This window comes from Nocardia sp. NPDC088792, assembly GCF_044750615.1.
In the GTDB taxonomy this organism is placed as follows: Bacteria; Actinomycetota; Actinomycetes; order Mycobacteriales; family Mycobacteriaceae; genus Nocardia.
In genome coordinates, this window is the sequence record NZ_JBIVKC010000006.1 from 1 (window position 1) to 17,862 (window position 17,862).

Annotated in this window: 16 protein-coding genes; 10 read left to right on the forward strand and 6 right to left on the reverse strand. The window is 62.8% G+C overall.

Going from position 1 to position 17,862, the window contains the following annotated elements; translation table 11 throughout:
- The 5 genes from ACIP5Y_RS36400 to ACIP5Y_RS36420 form a co-directional block, all read left to right on the forward strand.
- On the forward strand, positions 1–1,225 hold a 1,225-nt coding region (locus ACIP5Y_RS36400; protein WP_400356966.1), incomplete at its 5' end, for a thioesterase domain-containing protein.
- Between the two features lie 501 nt (positions 1,226–1,726).
- A complete protein-coding gene (locus tag ACIP5Y_RS36405; RefSeq protein WP_400356967.1) occupies positions 1,727–2,176 on the forward strand; it encodes a cobalamin B12-binding domain-containing protein in 450 nt (149 codons plus the stop codon).
- A 62-nt stretch (positions 2,177–2,238) separates the two neighbouring features.
- Positions 2,239–3,507 (forward strand): methylaspartate mutase, encoded by a 1,269-nt coding sequence (locus tag ACIP5Y_RS36410; protein ID WP_400356968.1) that lies wholly within the window; start codon positions 2,239–2,241, stop codon positions 3,505–3,507.
- 250 nt (positions 3,508–3,757) lie between these two features.
- Positions 3,758–4,570 (forward strand): alpha/beta fold hydrolase, encoded by an 813-nt coding sequence (locus tag ACIP5Y_RS36415; protein WP_400356969.1) that lies wholly within the window; start codon positions 3,758–3,760, stop codon positions 4,568–4,570.
- A 708-nt stretch (positions 4,571–5,278) separates the two neighbouring features.
- Positions 5,279–5,572: a transposase gene (locus ACIP5Y_RS36420; protein WP_400356970.1), complete on the forward strand. Its 294-nt coding sequence runs from the start codon at positions 5,279–5,281 to the stop codon at positions 5,570–5,572.
- A 76-nt stretch (positions 5,573–5,648) separates the two neighbouring features.
- Here the strand turns inward: ACIP5Y_RS36420 and ACIP5Y_RS36425 are convergent, their stop codons facing one another.
- Complete coding sequence (locus tag ACIP5Y_RS36425; protein ID WP_400356971.1) at positions 5,649–6,449, reverse strand: thioesterase II family protein; 801 nt, start codon at positions 6,447–6,449, stop codon at positions 5,649–5,651.
- 278 nt (positions 6,450–6,727) lie between these two features.
- Positions 6,728–8,071, reverse strand: coding sequence for a crotonyl-CoA carboxylase/reductase (gene ccrA / locus ACIP5Y_RS36430; protein WP_400358036.1), 1,344 nt, complete (start codon positions 8,069–8,071; stop codon positions 6,728–6,730).
- A 1,866-nt stretch (positions 8,072–9,937) separates the two neighbouring features.
- Here ccrA and ACIP5Y_RS36435 point away from each other — a divergent pair.
- Entirely contained in the window at positions 9,938–10,225 is a 288-nt protein-coding gene (locus ACIP5Y_RS36435; protein WP_400356972.1) for a hypothetical protein, read from the forward strand.
- Entirely contained in the window at positions 10,215–10,343 is a 129-nt protein-coding gene (locus ACIP5Y_RS36440; protein WP_400356973.1) for a hypothetical protein, read from the forward strand. Before ACIP5Y_RS36435 ends, ACIP5Y_RS36440 begins: the two co-directional genes overlap by 11 nt.
- A gap of 66 nt (positions 10,344–10,409) precedes the next feature.
- Here the strand turns inward: ACIP5Y_RS36440 and ACIP5Y_RS36445 are convergent, their stop codons facing one another.
- Entirely contained in the window at positions 10,410–11,291 is an 882-nt protein-coding gene (locus ACIP5Y_RS36445) for a bile acid:sodium symporter family protein (RefSeq protein ID WP_400356974.1), read from the reverse strand.
- A 553-nt stretch (positions 11,292–11,844) separates the two neighbouring features.
- On the opposite strand from ACIP5Y_RS36445, the gene ACIP5Y_RS36450 reads away from it, so the two are divergent.
- Positions 11,845–12,030, forward strand: coding sequence for a hypothetical protein (locus ACIP5Y_RS36450; RefSeq protein WP_400356975.1), 186 nt, complete (start codon positions 11,845–11,847; stop codon positions 12,028–12,030).
- A 203-nt stretch (positions 12,031–12,233) separates the two neighbouring features.
- Here the strand turns inward: ACIP5Y_RS36450 and ACIP5Y_RS36455 are convergent, their stop codons facing one another.
- Positions 12,234–13,367: a serine hydrolase domain-containing protein gene (locus ACIP5Y_RS36455; protein ID WP_400356976.1), complete on the reverse strand. Its 1,134-nt coding sequence runs from the start codon at positions 13,365–13,367 to the stop codon at positions 12,234–12,236.
- A 161-nt stretch (positions 13,368–13,528) separates the two neighbouring features.
- On the opposite strand from ACIP5Y_RS36455, the gene ACIP5Y_RS36460 reads away from it, so the two are divergent.
- Complete coding sequence (locus ACIP5Y_RS36460) at positions 13,529–14,368, forward strand: hypothetical protein (RefSeq protein ID WP_400356977.1); 840 nt, start codon at positions 13,529–13,531, stop codon at positions 14,366–14,368.
- A 294-nt stretch (positions 14,369–14,662) separates the two neighbouring features.
- Positions 14,663–14,881, forward strand: a complete 219-nt coding sequence (locus ACIP5Y_RS36465) for a cytochrome P450 (protein WP_400356978.1) — start codon at positions 14,663–14,665, stop codon at positions 14,879–14,881.
- On the opposite strand, the gene ACIP5Y_RS36470 is transcribed toward ACIP5Y_RS36465, so the two are convergent.
- Together ACIP5Y_RS36470 and ACIP5Y_RS36475 are read right to left on the reverse strand one after the other, a co-directional pair.
- Positions 14,858–16,189 (reverse strand): MFS transporter, encoded by a 1,332-nt coding sequence (locus tag ACIP5Y_RS36470; RefSeq protein ID WP_400356979.1) that lies wholly within the window; start codon positions 16,187–16,189, stop codon positions 14,858–14,860. The genes ACIP5Y_RS36465 and ACIP5Y_RS36470 overlap by 24 nt on opposite strands.
- A 90-nt stretch (positions 16,190–16,279) precedes the next feature.
- Positions 16,280–17,842 (reverse strand): sulfatase, encoded by a 1,563-nt coding sequence (locus ACIP5Y_RS36475; protein WP_400356980.1) that lies wholly within the window; start codon positions 17,840–17,842, stop codon positions 16,280–16,282.
- Positions 17,843–17,862: the final 20 nt, after the last annotated feature.

The following is a 17,862-nucleotide window of genomic DNA, read 5'->3' on the forward strand; positions in this document are numbered from 1 at the left end:
GCTGGATTTGATTGTGTTGCGGGCCAGGCCTGATCTCCCTGCGCTCTGGCATGGGCTGACCGGTGGGCCGCAACGCCCCACCGCCAGACAACAGGGAGGCCGGTCGTTCGCCACGCTGACTGTGGGGGAGCGGGAGGACTTGGTCCGCAGCACCGTTGCCGCCGTGCTCGGTTACCGGCCGGATCAGGTAGGGGCAACACAAGCGTTTCGTGATCTCGGGTTCGACTCCCTCACCGCGGTTGAGCTTCGCAATCGGATCCAGGCGATCACCGGGACGACGCTGCCTGCCTCGGTCGTGTTCGAACAGCCGGACGTCCGAAGCCTCGCCGCCCACCTCGGCGACCAGCTCGCCACCCCGTCGGGCGTGAGGCGAACGGACATACCTAGGCCTGCGATCGAGGATCTCTACCTCAGCGCGCTTGAGAGCGGCCAGGCAGTGCTAGGCGACGAACTTGCTTTGAGCGCCGCGAAGCTACGGCCGCGGTACAGCAGCAGCGAAGCGCCGACTCTGAGCGTGGTGCCGTTGTCCCCGGGAGACTCCGGCGTGCCAATCGTCTGTGTATGCCCGCCGCTGGCGCTCAACGGCCCGCAGACCTACATGCGGTTCGCCGCCGAACTCGGTCCACAGTGGAACGTCGGCGCACTGGTCGCACCGGGGTTCGGGCTCGGTTCGTCGCTGCCGGAGAGCACCGACGTCTTGATCGGCACGATGGCCGACGCGGTTACCGCACACGTCGGGGACGGCGCGTTCGTCCTAAGCGGGCTGTCCTCGGGCGGTGTGCTCGCCCACGAGGTCGCCTACGAACTGCAGCGGCGCGGAGTGGGGCCGGAGGCCGTGGTGCTGCTCGACTCCTATCGTATGAACGACCCTGTGCTGCAGCGCTGGAAGAACGGGATGGCCCGCGAAGGCCTTGAGCGCGCTCGGTTGCTGGACTACGCGCAGACCGATGTCGAGTTCCGGTTCGAGGAGATCACCGCTTCGGCCTGGATATGCGGGCATCTGCTGTACGACTGGGCACCGTCGCTGCTTGCCGTACCTTCGCTGTTAGTGCGAGCGGCCGAACCGGTAGTGGCTGAGGACGGGGACAGGTGGCGAACCACCCTCGCTGCCTCGACGACGGTAGAAGTCCCAGGGGACCACTTCGGCATCATGGAAGGCAGTTATGTCTCTGTCACTGCGGAAGTTGTTGGTGCCTGGCTCGCCGGGAAAGTGGTGACTCCCTAATGTGTTTTCTAAGCGATGGGTGGATGGTCGGCGTTGTAAGGTTCACGCTTTCTGAGCGTGGCGGGCGAGATTCTGACGCGTCGGCGGGTCAGGATGCCGGCGTAGCAGTTGTGGGCCGGTCGACGACCACGAGCGACGAGCAGATCGCCGAACTCGGATCTCGGAGTGACCAGCGGGCTGCCCGTCCAGCAGCGCAACGCATTGTCGGCAGTGAATTGTTCTGGCGCCACACCGCGGAACGACCTGGCTCAACCTTTCCCGGCGGCAAACAAATCCAGTGCCTCTCATCAGACTCCGACTGGTGTCGACCGGGGTTAGGGCTACAGCGTCGAGCTTCCAGTCGAGTTTCCACTAGGACGGAACTTTCCGAGACGACGCTATTCCAGCGTGGGCATTCGAGGATGTCGTCTTGCACTGGATCCTCGAAGAAAAAGCGGCAAGAGCATTCCCGGAGGTCTCAGCCATGAAAGAAGTGCTGATATGAGCGGTGCTCTCCAACCTATGGATGACGCGATACCGAGCCGCGGGACGATCGTCGTAACTGGCTTGTCCTCTGATTCACACACTTGGGCGCTTGTGTATTTGAACCTCCTCATCGAGGAACTGGGCTACGACGTGATCAACCTTGGGCCGTGTGTGCCGGATGAACTGCTGGCCACCGAATGTATGCGAATCAAGCCCATGATGGTAGTAGTGAGCAGTGTCAACGGGCATGGGCGTGCCGACGGACTGCAGGCTATCCGGCGGCTGCGGGCGTGCTCACAGCTCCGCTCAACCCCGGTTGTAATCGGAGGCAAGCTCAGCGTCTCCCCTGAGGCGGCCGAAGAAATCACCGCCGAACTGATTGCTGCGGGATTTGACGCGGTCTTCGCCGATGGCAGCGTGGATGCCTTCCGGGCTTTTGTCGCGCTGACCGGGTCACGCCATGTGGGCATCGAGGGCACGAAGTGAGAGGGCTCATCGGGACACAGTGGCAGCCTCCCGGCCGGCGGACCCCGGACTTCGGCGCGTTCGTGCGCAACGCTGCTGAGCGCGGAGACCTGGTTGTACAACCCCGTATGGGGTTCGACAATCCAGCCGCGATGCGGGCCGGGCTCGTCGCGACGAAGAACGCTGGGCGCGCCACTGTCGGCACGCTCACACTCGACAGTTACACCCGCGTCGGTGATCTGGCTGCGGTCGCTCGGGAGCTTGCAAACGGTGTGCCGCTAAACGGGTACCCTATCGCCAACTGGGACTTCGCGATCACCCGGGCGATGCTCGACGGCATTCACGGACCCGATTTCCCGGTTCAAGTGCGCCACGGTTCTGCGGCGCCACAGCACATTTTCGACGCACTGATCGCGCTCAGCCTAGCTGCGAGCGAGGGTGGACCGGTGTCCTACTGCCTGCCTTATGGCCGGACTCCGCTCGCAGACTCTGTGCGCAACTGGGTCGAGTGCACTGAACGTTTCACTGTCCTACGTGAGCAGGGCATTGAGCCGCATCTGGAGACCTTCGGCGGCTGCATGCTCGGCCAGCTGTGCCCGCCCTCGCTGCTGGTAGCAATTAGTGTGCTGGAGGCTATGTTCTTCTGCCAACACGGCATCCGCAGCGTATCTGCGAGCTATGCCCAGCAGACCAACCTCGCTCAGGATCTGGAGGCGGTCAGCGCCTTGCGGCGGCTTTGCGCCGAGTTGCTACCGACATTGGACTGGCACACCGTGATTTACACCTACATGGGGCTATACCCCGTTACGGACCGCGGCGCGGTACGGCTGCTACGCGATTCGGCGCGTCTTGCCGTCTACAGCGGATCTGAACGGCTGATAGTCAAGACCGTGGCCGAGTCCCGCCGAATTCCTACCGTCGCAGAGAACGCTGACGCGCTGCGCTACGCGGGAGCGTTTTCTGCCACTGATGTGATGCCCGCGGTACCTGGTGTGGATTCCGCCACCTACGACGAGGCGCGCCGTCTCGTTGACGTGGTCCTGAACCTCGACCACGACATCGGACGTGCGCTGCTAGCCGCATTCGAACGGGGCTACCTCGATGTCCCCTATTGCCTGCACCCGGATAACCGCGGGCAGACCCGTAGCTTCGTAGACTGGGACGGGAACCTGCGCTGGGCCGACACTGGCAACCTGCCCGTGCCCACGCCAGTAGGTGACTCTGGGACTCGGGTCACCTCCTCAAGCCTGCTGACCGACCTGTCTTACGTCCAACGCAAGTTTGATGAACCGGTTCCCCGCGCGATCTCTGCGTCGAGCGACGACAACAGGTTCGCACTTTCGAACTGGTGACAGAAGCGAGCCGTGAGCCTCGATCGGTCATTGTCGTGCAGTCGACTTCGCTACGAGTCAACTATCACGATGGGCGACGGTATCGGGATGTTTATATCTGCACTGGATACCTTATGTATTTTGCGAGTTGTGAAACCCCTAACCTTCCCCTGATTCAACCACTAAGGTTCCCTTACGCGTATATGCGGATTGCTTGCTGATGGTTTATATATATTTGAATCGGTAGTGAAGCAGATTTATTGGAGATCTCATGTCTACATACGAGAAAACATCGACGAATGTAAGCGGATCGACTCCTTCTCTAGATGTACTGCGGATGGGATCAGGGCCTGGGTTGGTTCTCGCGCACGGGGCCGGTGGCGATATCTTGTCGAACTTTGGTCCTATCCTGCCGGGGCTATCGGAGAATTTTACTGTTGTTGGTCCAAATTTTCCAGGAAGCGGCGGGTCATCTGGTGCAAATTCGCGCCTTGACCTCGACTCTCTGGCAGATAGTCTCGTAGCCTCTGGAGTTCAATGCGGCTTAGACTCTTTTGCGCTCCTGGGCTACTCCATGGGCGCGCCTGTGGCCGTGCGAGCTGCTGCGCGACATCCAACTCGGGTCACGGCTCTAGTGCTTACCGCCGGCTTCGCCTACGCCAATCCTCGGATGCGTCTGGCAGTGGGGATATGGAAAGAGATCCTATCCTCCGGAGATCTTGAAAAGTTGTCCTCTTATCTGTTCTTGCTCGGCGTCGGTGCCCAGTTTGCGGATCGGTTATCTGAGGATCAGTTGCGAGGAATTTTGTCCCTCGCCGAGAAATCTTCACCCCCTGGTGCTAAAGATCAGTTGGAACTCATCGATCGGATCGATGTTCGGGATGATCTAGAATCTATCAGTGTTCCAACGTTAGTTATCTCGACGCAGTACGACTTTCTCGTTTCGCCTGGACATCATCATGAGCTGACTGAATTGATACCGCAGGCGCAGATGGTCGAGATAGCCTCAGGGCATTTCGTCTACGCCGAACGGTCAACTGAATGGTTCGAAACAATCCAGGGTTTTCTTGGTAGCGTTTACTGAACTTGAATTCGTTGTGTCACTGGGGTTGACGCCGGTCGGGGCGTAGTGTGGTACACGAGGAGGGGGCGGTACGCGCAGGGTGGAGGGTTGACGCCCAGGCGGCAGGAGTTCCGACAGCAACTGTGGTTTCGCGCTGCTGAGATGTTCGCCTTTGGTGAGGAGAACGCGGTGATCGCCAGGGGCCCGCGGGTCAGTGTGCGGTCGGTGCAGCGGTGGCGCTTCGACTTCGACGCCGGCGGTGTCGCAGCGCTGCGGTCGCAGGGGCCGCCGTCGCTGCCACTGCTGTCGAATGACCAGTTCGCGGTGCTCGAACAGGAGTTGGCCAAGGGCGGCGGCGCATGGCCGGCTCGATCAACGCTGGACCCGAATCAAGGCCGTGATTGGTCGCCGATTCCACATCTCCTACATCCTCAAAGAGGATGTCGTTGCTACTGCACCGGCGCAGGGCTGGAGTTGGCAGGCGCCGGCTTGCCGGGCGGTCGAACGCGGCGAAACCGCGATCGCGGACTGGGTGAAAGACACGTGGCCGCAGGTAAACGACCGCGGCGGCGCTCGATGCTGGACTCGTCTTCGAAGACAAGTCCGGATCGATGACGCCACCGACCCCACGCACCTGGGTTCGGCTCGGACGGACCACGACCGTCATCGTCCTTGGAGAAGGACTATCGTGACCTTCTCGGTGCCGCTCACCGTCAGCTGGGTGGTTCGATGGTGTCGACCTGGGACATTCTCAGCACCCACACGTCGGCGCGGATGCGCGGCTACCTCGCCGACCGCGACTGGCTGACCGTTTACCAGCTCCCGCCGTATGCTCCCGAACTCAACCCGATCGAGGGCACCTGGTCACTGCTGCACCGCCGCCTGGCCAACACCCTGTTCACCGACCCCGCCCACCTGACCACCGCTATCCGCACCGGACTACGACGAATTCAATACCGGCCCAAACCGATCGATGGCTGCCTCACCGAAATCGGCCTGATCGCGACATCGATCACGTCATGACGACATCACTAAAACAACCTCAGCAGAGCCTCTGACTGTATTTCGCACACCGAAATACCGCCCGTCGGGCCCGCTCTCACAACGAATTGAGCTCAGAAGTATAGGAATTTGACCCAGCTATTGCGGTTTTGGTGAGCTCAGTAGCGAGTACCGCTAGTACGTCCTGCAACTCGTCTACAAGGTAGAAATGCCCGCCGCTGAAGGTGCGCAGTTCAAAACTGCCAGTGGTGTGTTCGTCCCAAGCTTTTGCGTCGGCAACTGAAACTCTGGGGTCACGGTCGCCAACGAGTGCCACCACCCTGCACTTTAGTTTCGGACCAGGCTCGTATCGGTAGGTCTCGACGGCTTGGTAATCGGCGCGGACAGCCGGCAGAACCATACGCCGAATTTCATCGTCTCGTAGCACATTTGGATCAGTGCCATTGAGAGATAGCAACTCTGCGATGAGACTGTTGTCATCATGCAAGTGGACCGGCTCGTCTCGGTGCTGTGATGGCGCTCGCCGTCCGGATGCGAATAGAACCGTAGGTGTCACACCCAATTCTTGCTCGAGTCGCAATGCCACCTCGAATGCAACGGTCGCGCCCATGCTGTGTCCGAACAGAGCCAACGGGATGTCCGTCCACGCTTTGATGGCTTCGAACACGTGCCCAGCGAGTTCCCTGAGGTCGATAATGCACGGTTCAGCATACCGATCCTGTCGACCAGGATACTGCACTGCTAGCACGTCGACTGTCCGCGTTAGCGCACGTGCGACAGGTTGGAAGAAACTCGCGGAACCACCCGCATGCGGCAAGCACACCAAGCGGACAGCGCTATCGGGTGACGGCTGATAACGGCGAACCCAGAGCCCGCTCGCGATGCTAGGTCCGATCATTATTCAGACTCCTCGATTCTTTTCTAGAAAATACGCGTAAGTCGTTCACTATCATGGTGACCAGTGCGGCCAGACGTGGACTGTCGGGAGCCTGGACTAGACAGTCACCTGTGCTGCCGTAACAGAAGACGGGCTGGCGGATGGAGGCCTTGCTGTCGGGCCTATGCGTTGTGTCCGGACATTCATCTGGATCGTTCGACCCGGCGAACTGCTGAGCGGCGCTGCCGCTTTCGCACCTCAGGTACCGGGCAACCAATTATCCGTTGGTGGGCGGCTTTTCAGACAGCGCTGAGGACGCCCGTTGAGGTGGTGCGCAAGGGGTTAAGTCCCGTATCACCACCGAGTTGAGCGCGAAGCTGATGGTCGGTAACGCCGAGGCCGGGTTCGGGGGCGATACACAGTACGCCGACTTTACCGGTATGAGCGTTATTCTGAACCAGCCGTGCAGCGTCGCCGACCGCGGCGAGCGGGTAGACCCGTGACAAGACAGGCGTTAGGAGGCCCAAGCTGCACAAGCGCATTGTCTGAGTGGCCTCGTGGAGGTTCATGGCATGGCTACCGATGATGCGCTTAAGATTCATCCAAAGATAGCGATTGTCGAAATTGTGCTCGTAGCCTGAACTTGAACCACACGTGACCACAGTGCCGCCGCGTCGCGCCACAATAACGGAGATACCGAAGGTCGCTTTGCCGACGTAATCGAACACGATGTGTGGGTCTTCGCCGACCTTCTGACGGATAACTTGGCCTAGGCGCTTGGCTGCTGACACAGTCTGCGACCCCGGTGTGATCTGCCTGCCGACCCCAATCTCATCGCGATTGATGACGATGTCGCAACCGAGCTTGTGTACCAGCTCGGCCTTCTCCTCCGAGCTCACGACACCGATTGGAATGCCGCCGCCGTTCTTGACCATCTGCACCGCGAACGATCCGAGCCCACCGGAGGCACCCCAGATCAGCACGATATCGCCCTGCTTCATGCGGGCGCCGCGCTCGCCGATAAGCATGCGATATGCCGTCGCACCGCATAGCGGGATGCAGGCGGCCTCCTCCCACGTCAGGTGTGCAGGTTTACGCAGTAGCTGGCTCGCTCGAACGATGCTGTACTGCGCAAGACCACCAAAGTTCGTTTCGTAGCCCCAGGCTCGAACGTCGGATAGCATGGCGTCGGCGTGCATCACTGGGTCTTCGACGTCGACCACCATTGGGGAGACGGCTACGTGGTCGCCCACCTTCCAGCGGCGCACGGCGGCGCCGACGCGGACGATGACGCCGGAGGCGTCCGAACCGACGACGTGATGGGGTTGATCATGTTTGGCGGCGTCTCCACCGGCCTTCGCCGTGCGCTTAAGAGCATCGAACGTGGATATCGGCTCGAAGGTCGCCGACCAAACCGTGTTGTAGTTTATCGAGCTGGCTTGCACCGCGAGCAGGACCTCGTCGGGAGCGAGCTCGGGCATCGGAATCCGGCCAACCCGAAGTGATCGGCGCACATCTTTGTCGGGCTCATCGCCGAACATACCGACGTCCTCCTTCCGGAGGTGAGCAGCGAGGAATTCGTCGGGAATCGGAGTGCGGGCAAGCTCGTCGGGTCCGGCTCCTCGAATGATTGCCTCGATCATTTTGTCCACGTGCCACCTCAATGCATATCAATTATCGGATCCGCGCAATGATGTAAGTCGACGTTACCTGAGACTCTTGTAGCCAAACACCCCTAGACGGCCCCTAGCCTCGATCAACTATTTGATAATCGGTCGTAGGCGGGTCGTAATAAGGAAGCTCCCGGTTGACCAGCATAGATTGACTCGTTCCGACTGTATTGGTCACGACTTTTCGACAGTTCTCGCCAGCTGGAACTTGCGAACATGATTTGCTGACCCTCTGTTCGCCGCAACTATCATTCACCTACCCCTAAAATGCCATTAACTTTGAGCGCAGGTCATGAGCCTATGGTGTGTGGATGGGTGACGTACGTTTTCGTCATGGCCATCGAGCCACACGCCTGCCCTGACTGTCTACTTGCCTGGGATGTTATGTCTGGAGCGGCGGAAGCAAGTGCGGGTCCGCGTGCCTGGGTCACGGATGGCCTGCGTGAGTCCACTGGGCTCGGTGACGGACTTGCCGGTGGGTTCGGTGATATCGGATCGAGGTTCCGCTCGATTCCCGGACTAATTGGTCATACTGACTTGGCAAGGGCAACAGTACAATCCGGCGCTGTGAACCGCGCGAGACGATCGACTCGGGGTCCGGCCTAAGCGCACGAAGATGTCGAGAACGCCGTAGTCTCGGCTTGCTGTGCAAGGGTGAGATCAGTCGTTTGGGAGAACTGTGCCGAGTGAATCTCCCCGGGTTTGGTGCTCGGCGTGGAGGGGCAGCGAGACAACCTTGATCTGGTCGACGGTTTCCAAGAACGGAATCGCGAAAGCGATGTTCTCCTAGGTGGTTCGGCTGTGCTCCTCGACCAGGCGCTTGCCGTGATAGCCGCACCCGTCGGTGGCGTAGTGGGCCATCAGTGTGGCTTCGGGACGCGTGCCTGCACAAGCGTCCCGCATAAGACAGACCAGGTAGTCTTCGCACACGGATCAATGGAACGGAGTCCTACGCGCCCGCGCCACCAGTTCATGATGTTAGCGCGGGTGCCGGCCTTGTGGCAGCCCAGCATTGGCGCTGATATATCGTGCCATTGCCGCGAGTGTGCAGGCCCGACGGAGCGACCGAGCTGCACACGCTGAGACCACGACCCGAGCTCCGGTTCCAGAAACAGAAGACTAGCGCATGTGTCGACTGCCTGTAGGTCCACGCGCGGCCGGTCACGGCCGCGAAAACTGTGGACCAATCGTGGACTAAAGGCGCTCCGTCGTAGATGCTTTGTGGACCAGCTGTGGACCCCCCGATCTACACACAATGCTCGTGATCAGCGGGTAAGCTCGTTGTGCGTGCGGGAACAACGAGTGTTTCGTGCGCACATTGTCGGTATCGGGTATCTAATTTTGACTGGGGGTCAAGTGGTCGCAGGTTCAAATCCTGTCAGCCCGACAGGTTCGCAGGTCGGAGCGGTTCCCGCTCCGACCTGCTGCTGTTTGTCAGGCCGATGGCGAAACGGGCTCTGTTACTTCAACTTTCACACCTGATGGGTTGTGATGGCGTCGTTCCGGTTCGGGCGATTAGCTGCCACCAGTGCGGAATCCGGATGATGGCAGTGCGTACGGCGAGCATCCGCAGGTCGGAGCCTTGCCGGCCTCGGCCCACCGCGGCGGCGGACTTCGCCGGGAACTGCACACTCGGCCACGAGGTCGACACATCGGTCGCAGACAGCCGGGCCGTTTCACACCCTGACCAGGTCGGCCCACGGAATTCGGGGCACTCCAATTAGGGGCTCCGCTCGAGAGCCCCGTGGTGTGCTCTTGGCGTAACGTTCAGCGCGCCCTGAGAGTGCGCCACGCGTAATCGATGGGGCAACAACACTATTCGCTATCGGCAGGACTGCCATGTCAACTCTTTCCCGCTTGACCGCCACCGCCGCCCTCTGCGTCACGCTGACCGCTGGCGCCACCGCAGTCGCGGCCTCGGCCGCACCGGATTCGATCGCTGTCCCGGTCGCCGATTCAGGCTCCTCGAACTTCACCGGTTCCGCCGCCGCCTACGGTGTGGACCTGATCCAGATCCTTCTCCAGCAGACCGGGTCCTCCGCTCTGGCACGTTCGCTGGACCAGTTGGAGTGCACGCTGAGCGGGCACCAGTTCAGCAACGGCACATGCATCATCGGTGGCATCTGAGCCCGTGGCCGCCACCATCCGAGTCACCGTCCCGAACGGCCGGATGCCGCTCGGGGCCGCCGGGCCGGCCCTGCAACTATTGCTCGACAACCCCAAACGCGCGCTCGGATCTCGCTGACTACAACGTTGCCTGCTCGTATCGGGGCAGTCGGTGGTCGTAGTGCGCCGGATAGAAGGGGTCCAACTACCCTCGAACGGCAGCAGGCGCCGGCGCAGGCCGACTGCGCCGGGCGAACAGATACGCGGCCGCCGCGGCCGGCAGATTCATCAGGACCCCGTACACCGCCCCCGGCACCGCTATCGCCGTACTGTGCAGCACCGAAGTGGCCACGGCAATGGCCAACGCGCCGTTGTGGATTCCGATCTCCATGGCGGCCGCGATGGCCTGGTCGTTCTCGATTCCGAACAGTCGGGACGCGTAGTAGCCGACCGCCAGGCCGATGATCGCCAGCGACAGGCATACCGCCGACAGCGCGCCGATATGGGAGGTGAGGGTGTGGAAGTCGCGGGCTACGGCCCCCAGGACCACCAGCGCCAGCACCACGATAGATGCCACCTTCACACCGCCGCGCATCCGCTGGGACCAACCCGGGAAGCGGTGGTGCACCCACATGCCCAGCGCCACCGGCACCAGCAGGATCGCGAAGACCTGCGCGAATTTATCCGGGCGCAGCCCGATTCCGGCGTCACCGTCGAGGAACAGGGCATACGACAGGCCCACCCATAGCGGCAGGGTGAATACCGCCAGTACCGAATTCACCGCTGTCAGCGTGATGTTCAGCGCCACATTGCCGCCTGCGACGTGGCTGAACAGATTCGCCGAGGGCCCGCCCGGTGAGGCCGCGAGCAGCACCATACCCGCCGCCACCGCGCCGTCGAGCCGGAACAGGTAGACCAAGCCCAGGCACACCGCCGGTAGCACGATCATCTGGCACACCAGCGCCACCACCGTTGCCTTCGGATAGCGCAGCACCCGAACGAAATCGGTGGTGGTCAACGTCAAACCGAGACCGAACATCACCAGCGCCAGCGCGAGCGGCAGGAACACCGCGAACAACGAACTCACTGCGAACTCCCAATCGAACTGAAGGGCCAGTCTGCGGTCCGGCGCCGGCGTCGACCCTATCCGATCCGGATAGTTCAGACGCGAGCGAGATTGCCGCGAGCGGGAATACGCTGCGTGAGCCGGCTGGGCCGGTGACCGCGGTGCTGGTGGTGAGATGTTCGCGGTGCAACGCTGTGCGGATCTGATGGGTGCCGGTGTGGGTATTGCGTTGCCGGCCAGCGTGTTCGAGCGTTGAATGGATTGTCGCCAGGCTCATGGCGGCGCCTTCGGCGGGGCGGGCGCGTGCCCCGGTCAGGTTCTGATGCCCGTGCGCAAGAGCTTTAGTTTGATAAACCCGGCTTCTCAATCGACCTCGATTTGTGTGTTGTTCTGTTGCCTTTGATTACGCCAGGCTGAGTCGGTGTGACGCAACCGTGGTCACCACAGTCAGCGGAACACCGACCCCGCGAATCCGATCCACCAAGGAGCGCATCATTTCCGCAACCATCGATGTTCTCGGCGCCAGCGGATCGACGATTACGACGCGCTGCTGGTCATCGGCGGACAGGGCCCGATGTACACGATGGTCCACAACGACGCCGTCCACACACTGGTGGCGTCGTTCTACGAGGCCGGCAAGACCTGGACCGGTTGCGCGTTCCGCCCCCACGCTCTCCGCGACGGCCTGCTCATCACCGGGCAGCAGCAGCACTCCGGTGCCGCAGCAGCGCGCTTGATAATCCAAGCTCTCGGTCAATAACACCCAAAACGATTGCGGCTGAGCCGGGGTGGCTGGTCGTCGACCGTGCGGTGACTACTCCAGCGAGTAGTGGTCATTCGCTACGACCGCGCCCGCGAGATCTATGCAGCGGCCTACTCTTCCCGCGAAAGCATTCGAGCCGCCTCTGCTAGGACCTGTCCTCAAAGCCGTATGGGCAGGGTGGCGAGGTCGAGCATGCCGCGCTAGGAGGAGCGCATCGCCTCGTCCACGAGATCGGCGATGATGCCGTCGATGCTCGGAACCGATTCTCCCGGAACCTGATTCAGGATGATCGTCACCGCGCGGTCGCGGGTTGCGGCGCCGGCAGTGTAGAAGCCGGGGATGTTCCCGCCGTGGCCCCAGGTTTCGACGCCGGACTTGGTAGTGCTGCGGAACAGCCCCAATCCGACCTGGTCGGCCTGCGGTGGATCATCGCCGGTCGCGATGGTGCGCCGCATCTCGGCCAGCTGCGCAGGCGGTACGACAGCGCCTGACAGCAGTGCCATGAAGAAGCTGTTCAGGTCATGGCCGGTCGAGAGCATCGCACCGTCGGGCAGGCCCCCGTTGGGGTCGATGTCGGTGATATCGACACGGCCGCCGGTCGTTTCGAGGTAGGCGCGCGAGTGGGGGCCGCGGATGACGTTTTCGGCGGGGTAGTGCGGCCAGTAGGTGTCGTGCAGGCCGAGCGGGCCGATTATCCGGCGGGTCACTTCGGCGTCGACCGGCACGCCCGTCACGTGTTCGATCAGTTGGCCGGCCAGCAGGTAATTGGTGTTGGAGTAATCGAATTTGGTGCCGGGGGCGAACAGCGCGGGCTGATCCAGTCCCAGCCGGATCAGGTCGCCGATCGAGTGGTGGCTGGTGAGCGTCTCGACGGAATCGAGGTCCATTCTGTTGAGATAGTCCGGAATACCACTGCTGTGCTGCAACAGGTTTCGGACGGTCACCAGATCGCCGTCGCCGCCGGGTCCGGTGACAACGCCGGGGAGGTACCGGGCCACAGGGGCATCGAGTTCGATGCGGTGCTCGGCGGTCAGCTGCAGCACGACCGAGGCGACGAACGTCTTGGTATTGCTTGCGATCCGAGCCTGAGCGGCGTCGGGGAACGGCTCGCCGGTAGCGAGATCGGCGACACCGCTGGTGAATCGCACATCCCGGCCATCGTGGGTGAGCACCAACTGCGCTCCTGGGACGTCGCCGTCGCGCACCAGCCGATCGAGCAATGCCTGTAGTCGTATGGATTCCGATGTCGTGGCACCGCGTTGGTCTTCGCACCCGCTGATCGCGGCGGATGCCGCGAGCATGAGCACCGCCGCGATGGCGAAGGGCCACTTCAATTCTCTCTACCTCCAGCAGAATACGAGCCTATCGATGCGCCCGTGATGGGACTCGACTCTGCCGCCACGGCATACCTGATCGGGGCAGTTGGCGTAGTTGTTCCATCCGGTTGGCGCGCTCGTTCAAGCATGCGCCGTGACCGCTTTCCTAAGGTCTTTTCATGGACACTCTCAGTGACTCCGTGTTTCCGGTTCAGTGCGATATCCGCGTGCGGCAGGCTGATCTCGGCCGGGACGACGCCGTGAGCACGATCGGGATGGCTCGCTGGCTGGAGGATGCTCGGATACGGGTGAAACTGCCTCGATTCGAGCGACTCGTCGGAGCCGGTGAGTTCGGTTCGCACCAGATCATTTTCGTCAGCCAAGGTGTCGAACGGCTGTCCTCTGTCCATCGCGACGACGCGGATATACAGGTGCACACCGGGATTCGGCGGATCGGTCGGTCATCGTTCACGTACGAGCAAGCGGTGTTCGCCGGCGGCGAGCGGGTCGGTCGCGGTGAGGCCACCGTACTGCATCTCGGTCCTTCGGGGCCGCTCGAACTTCCCGACGAGTTGATCGCGGATCTCACCGAATTGGCCCTGCCGGATTCGAGTGAGACGGCAGCGCCCCGTCCGGGTGCCGAACGCAGACAACGGGACTACTACGCGTTCTTCGTCCGGTTGCCTGCCCGGATAGCCGATGTCGATGCCAATCGGCATGTCAATTACCTCGCCCTGGCCACCTGGTATGACGAGGCGATCGCGGTATTCACGGCGGCGGCGCTCGGCGAAGCCGGGCTGGTGCCGGCCGATCTGTCACCGTCGTCGTATCGAATCGACTACCTCGGCGAAGTCACCTACCCCGGCGATTACGAGATCGGCGTGCGCGTCCGCGCTTTCGGCGAGAACTCCGTGGATTACGAACTCGGGCTCTTCCGCGGCCACACCTGCTTGGGGGTCGCCGACGCTCGAGGGTCACGAGGTGTGTTGTCCGCCAAGTCTCTTGGTGGTCTCCGTTGACGCAACACGAACCTATCCTGCTGGACATCACCGGCGCCGACATCCAGGCCGAATCGGCCCGGATCCGCCGGAACGGTCCGATCACCCGGATCACGCTGCCCGGCAACGTTCCCGCGTGGTCGGTGACCGACACCGCCGTACTGCGCCGCCTGCTGACCGACTCCCGGGTATCCAAGGACGCTCGCCGGCACTGGCCGGCCTTCGAAGAAGGGGAGATCCCCGAGGATTGGCCACTGCGCTCGTGGGTCGCCGTCGACAATATGTTCACCGCCTACGGCCCCGAGCATCGACGACGTGCACCGCGACACCAAGGATCAACACGTCGCCTTCGGGTACGGCGCCCACCACTGCCTCGGTGCGCCACTGGCCCGGCTCGAGGCGCAGGTCGCCCTGCCTGCCCTGTTCGCTCGCTTCAGCGGGCTGCGCTTGGTAGTCGACCCGGCCGAGCTGAGGCCGGTGAGCAGCTTCATCTCCAACGGACATGCCCGGCTACCGGTCCGCCTCACCACGTGAACTCGCCTCGGCTGGTGCGGGTTTGCCGATCGTGGCGCGCAGGGCTCCGGATTCGCGCAGGTACGGTCGGTACATCGTGGCCATGAATATGCCGTTGGCGATGTTCAATACGACGATCAGCCATAGGAACGTGGTTTGTAATCCGATGCGATCACCGAGGAAGCCGATCAACAGGGTACTCAGCGCCCAGCCCAGCGACTCGGCGCCGATCATCAAAGAGAATGCGGCGCTGCGTAATTCGGGTTTGGTCACGGCCATCAGAATCGGGCGATTGCTGCCGGGCACGAAGCCCTGGAGGAGTCCGAGCAGGGCGAAGATGGCCGCGTAGATCCAGATCGAGGCCCAGCCGATCTGCGTGGCCGCAGCGGCGGCGAGACCCCAGCCCAGGACCGATGCCTGCCAGACGCCCAGCCGCCCGGCCCGCGGGAACCAGTGCTGCGCCCGGTCGGAGACGAAGCCGCCGATTATCGTGCCGAGTACATAGGTCAGCAGGGCGAACGGGAGCACGATCGAGGCGGTGGCGGTGCTGAAGTGGCGCACGTCGACCAGATAGACCACGCCGAAGCTGGTCAAGGCCAGCTGGCTGCTCGTCAAGCGCTGCACGATGATCAGTCGTAGGGTGCGGCCCGCGAGCAGCTCGCGCACATCGGACCGTTTCATTGCCTGCGGGGGCGCGGCGGCCTTCGATTCGGCCGCGCCGATGGCCGGATCTTCGAAGAATCGCCATACGATCAACCCGAATAGCACGGTGATCGCCCCCGCGGTGAAGAACCCGTAGCGCCAACCGTCCGGGATGCGCGAGAGCTGACCGAACAGCGGTCCCAGCACCGCGCCGATGAGTGCGGTGCCGCCGTAGAGCCATCCGGCGGCGCGTCCCCGGCGTGACTCGTCGAACAGGTCGGCGAGAATGCCGTTGACCAGCGGCCCGCCCGCGGCATAACCGATCGCCGCGATGGCGTAGAGCGCCAGCAGCTGCGCGAAGTTCTGTGACAGCCCGGCCGCGCACGACCACAGCCCCCACAATCCGCAGAACATCACCAGCACTTTCTTGCGGCCGATCCGCTGTGCCACATACACCCAGATCGGCCCGAAGATCATCCAGATGATCTTCGAGATCGCGACCAGGATGCCCAGCGCCGACAGCGGCAGACCCAGTGCCGACCGCAGCGCCGGAAAGAGCGTCGACACCACGGCGCTCTCGCTGCTGTCCATGCTGAGCAGGCCGCTCAGTAGCGCTAATTGCCGCCATTCCCTGGTCTTTCGCGCTGCGGGCAGTGCAGTACCGGGCGGCAGTACGGGCTGGGACATCGCGATGACTTCCTCGTCGGAGCAGAAAGGGTATGGCTGTACACCGCCGGTCGAGCGGAGACTCGTGCGGCGGTGGGTAGCAGCGATCGATCAGTGCTGTTGTGCGCCTTCGGAAAGCACCTGCATCCACCGTGCGCGCAGCGCTTCGGTGCGGGGGCGGTCCGCGGCCTGCCAGGAGACCGGAATGCTCAGCGTCGCCAGCCGCTGCTCCAGGTCCTGCGCGAGATGTTCCCGGCCGGTGTCACGCAGGTGCCGGGCGTAGCGGACGGGATCGTTGTAGTAGGTCGGGCCGGTTTGCAGGGTGGTCTGCATCGGATCCGGCAGTGCGCCCGGTCGTCCGGCGTAGGTGTGCCACCATTGCGCGAGTTTGCTGCGCATGGCGGTGGCGAGTTCGGGTTCCCGGTCGAGCAGGTCGGTCGTCAGATAGGGATCGGCGGTGACGTCGTAGAGCTGCTCCCATTCGGTGCGGAAGCATCCGGGATGGTAGGTGCGGATGTAGAGGTGATCGCGGGTGCGCACGGCGCGCTGGTAGGTGTGGGCGCCGTGCCCGAGGACGAGATACTCACGGGAATCCAAGGTTTCGCCGCGGACCGCGGCGGCGAACGATTCGCCCTGCCAGCCGTGCGGAATGCGGAGGCCGAGCAGCTCGCACAGGGTCGGCGCGAAGTCGATGTTGTACAGCAGGGCGTCGCTGTGGCGGGCCGCGTCGGGCAGCTGGTCGGTGAGACCGGGCCAGTAGAACACCAGGGGCAGCCGGTGGGTCGGCTCATTGGCCAGCCCGTGCTCGGCGTAGGAGCCGTTCTCGCCCAGGGATTCTCCGTGGTCGGCGCTGACGATCACCGCCGTGTCGCCCGCGATGCCCAGCTCCTCGAGCGCCGCCATCAGGTGGCCGAAATGGTGGTCCCAGTAGGCGATGGACCCGTCGAAGCCGTTGATGAGGTGCTCGAAATCGGCCCGGCCGGTGATCGCGTCGGGCATATTGTGCGGCACCGGCGACTTACCGGACCCCGTCACGGTGTAATTCAGATCCAATGCGCTACGCGGACCGTAGATTTCGGCGTGCCCGGCGATCGTGCCGGCGTCCGGCCACGCTTGCACGGGACCGGATTCGGCCATGCGCTCGGTCCATTCGACCGGCTGGATGTAGTTGGTGTGTGGCTCCCAATAGGTCAGGTGCAGATACCAGTTGTCCTCCTCGGCGTGCCGGCGGAGCCAATCGATCGCGGCGCGATTGACGTCGGCGGCGTCCTCGTCGCCCCAATTGGCGGTCGCCCGAATGGATTCCCGGAAATTGCCGTGGAAGTAGTAGGCGCGATGCCGTTCGGCGAAGACCGAGACGGCCGCGGTGTAGTACCCGCCGAATTGCAGGGCCTGCCCGAGGAGTGGGCGGTCCGGCTCGGGGGCGTGGCCCGCGTCGAGCCGGAACTGGGCGGCCTGGCCGAAATGCCCGATGACGCCGTTGGTAATGCCGAATTGGCCGCTGGTGAGCGCGGTGCGTGACGGCATGCACGGGGAGTCCGAGCAGTAGTAGCGGTCGAAGACCACCGACTTGTCGGCCAGCCGTTGCAGGTTCGGCGTGGTCGGGCGGTGATAGCCGTAGGGGGTGGTGTGATCGGCGCGCAGGGTGTCGACGTCGACGTAGATGATGCGCATGACAGAACTCCCGGGTGCGT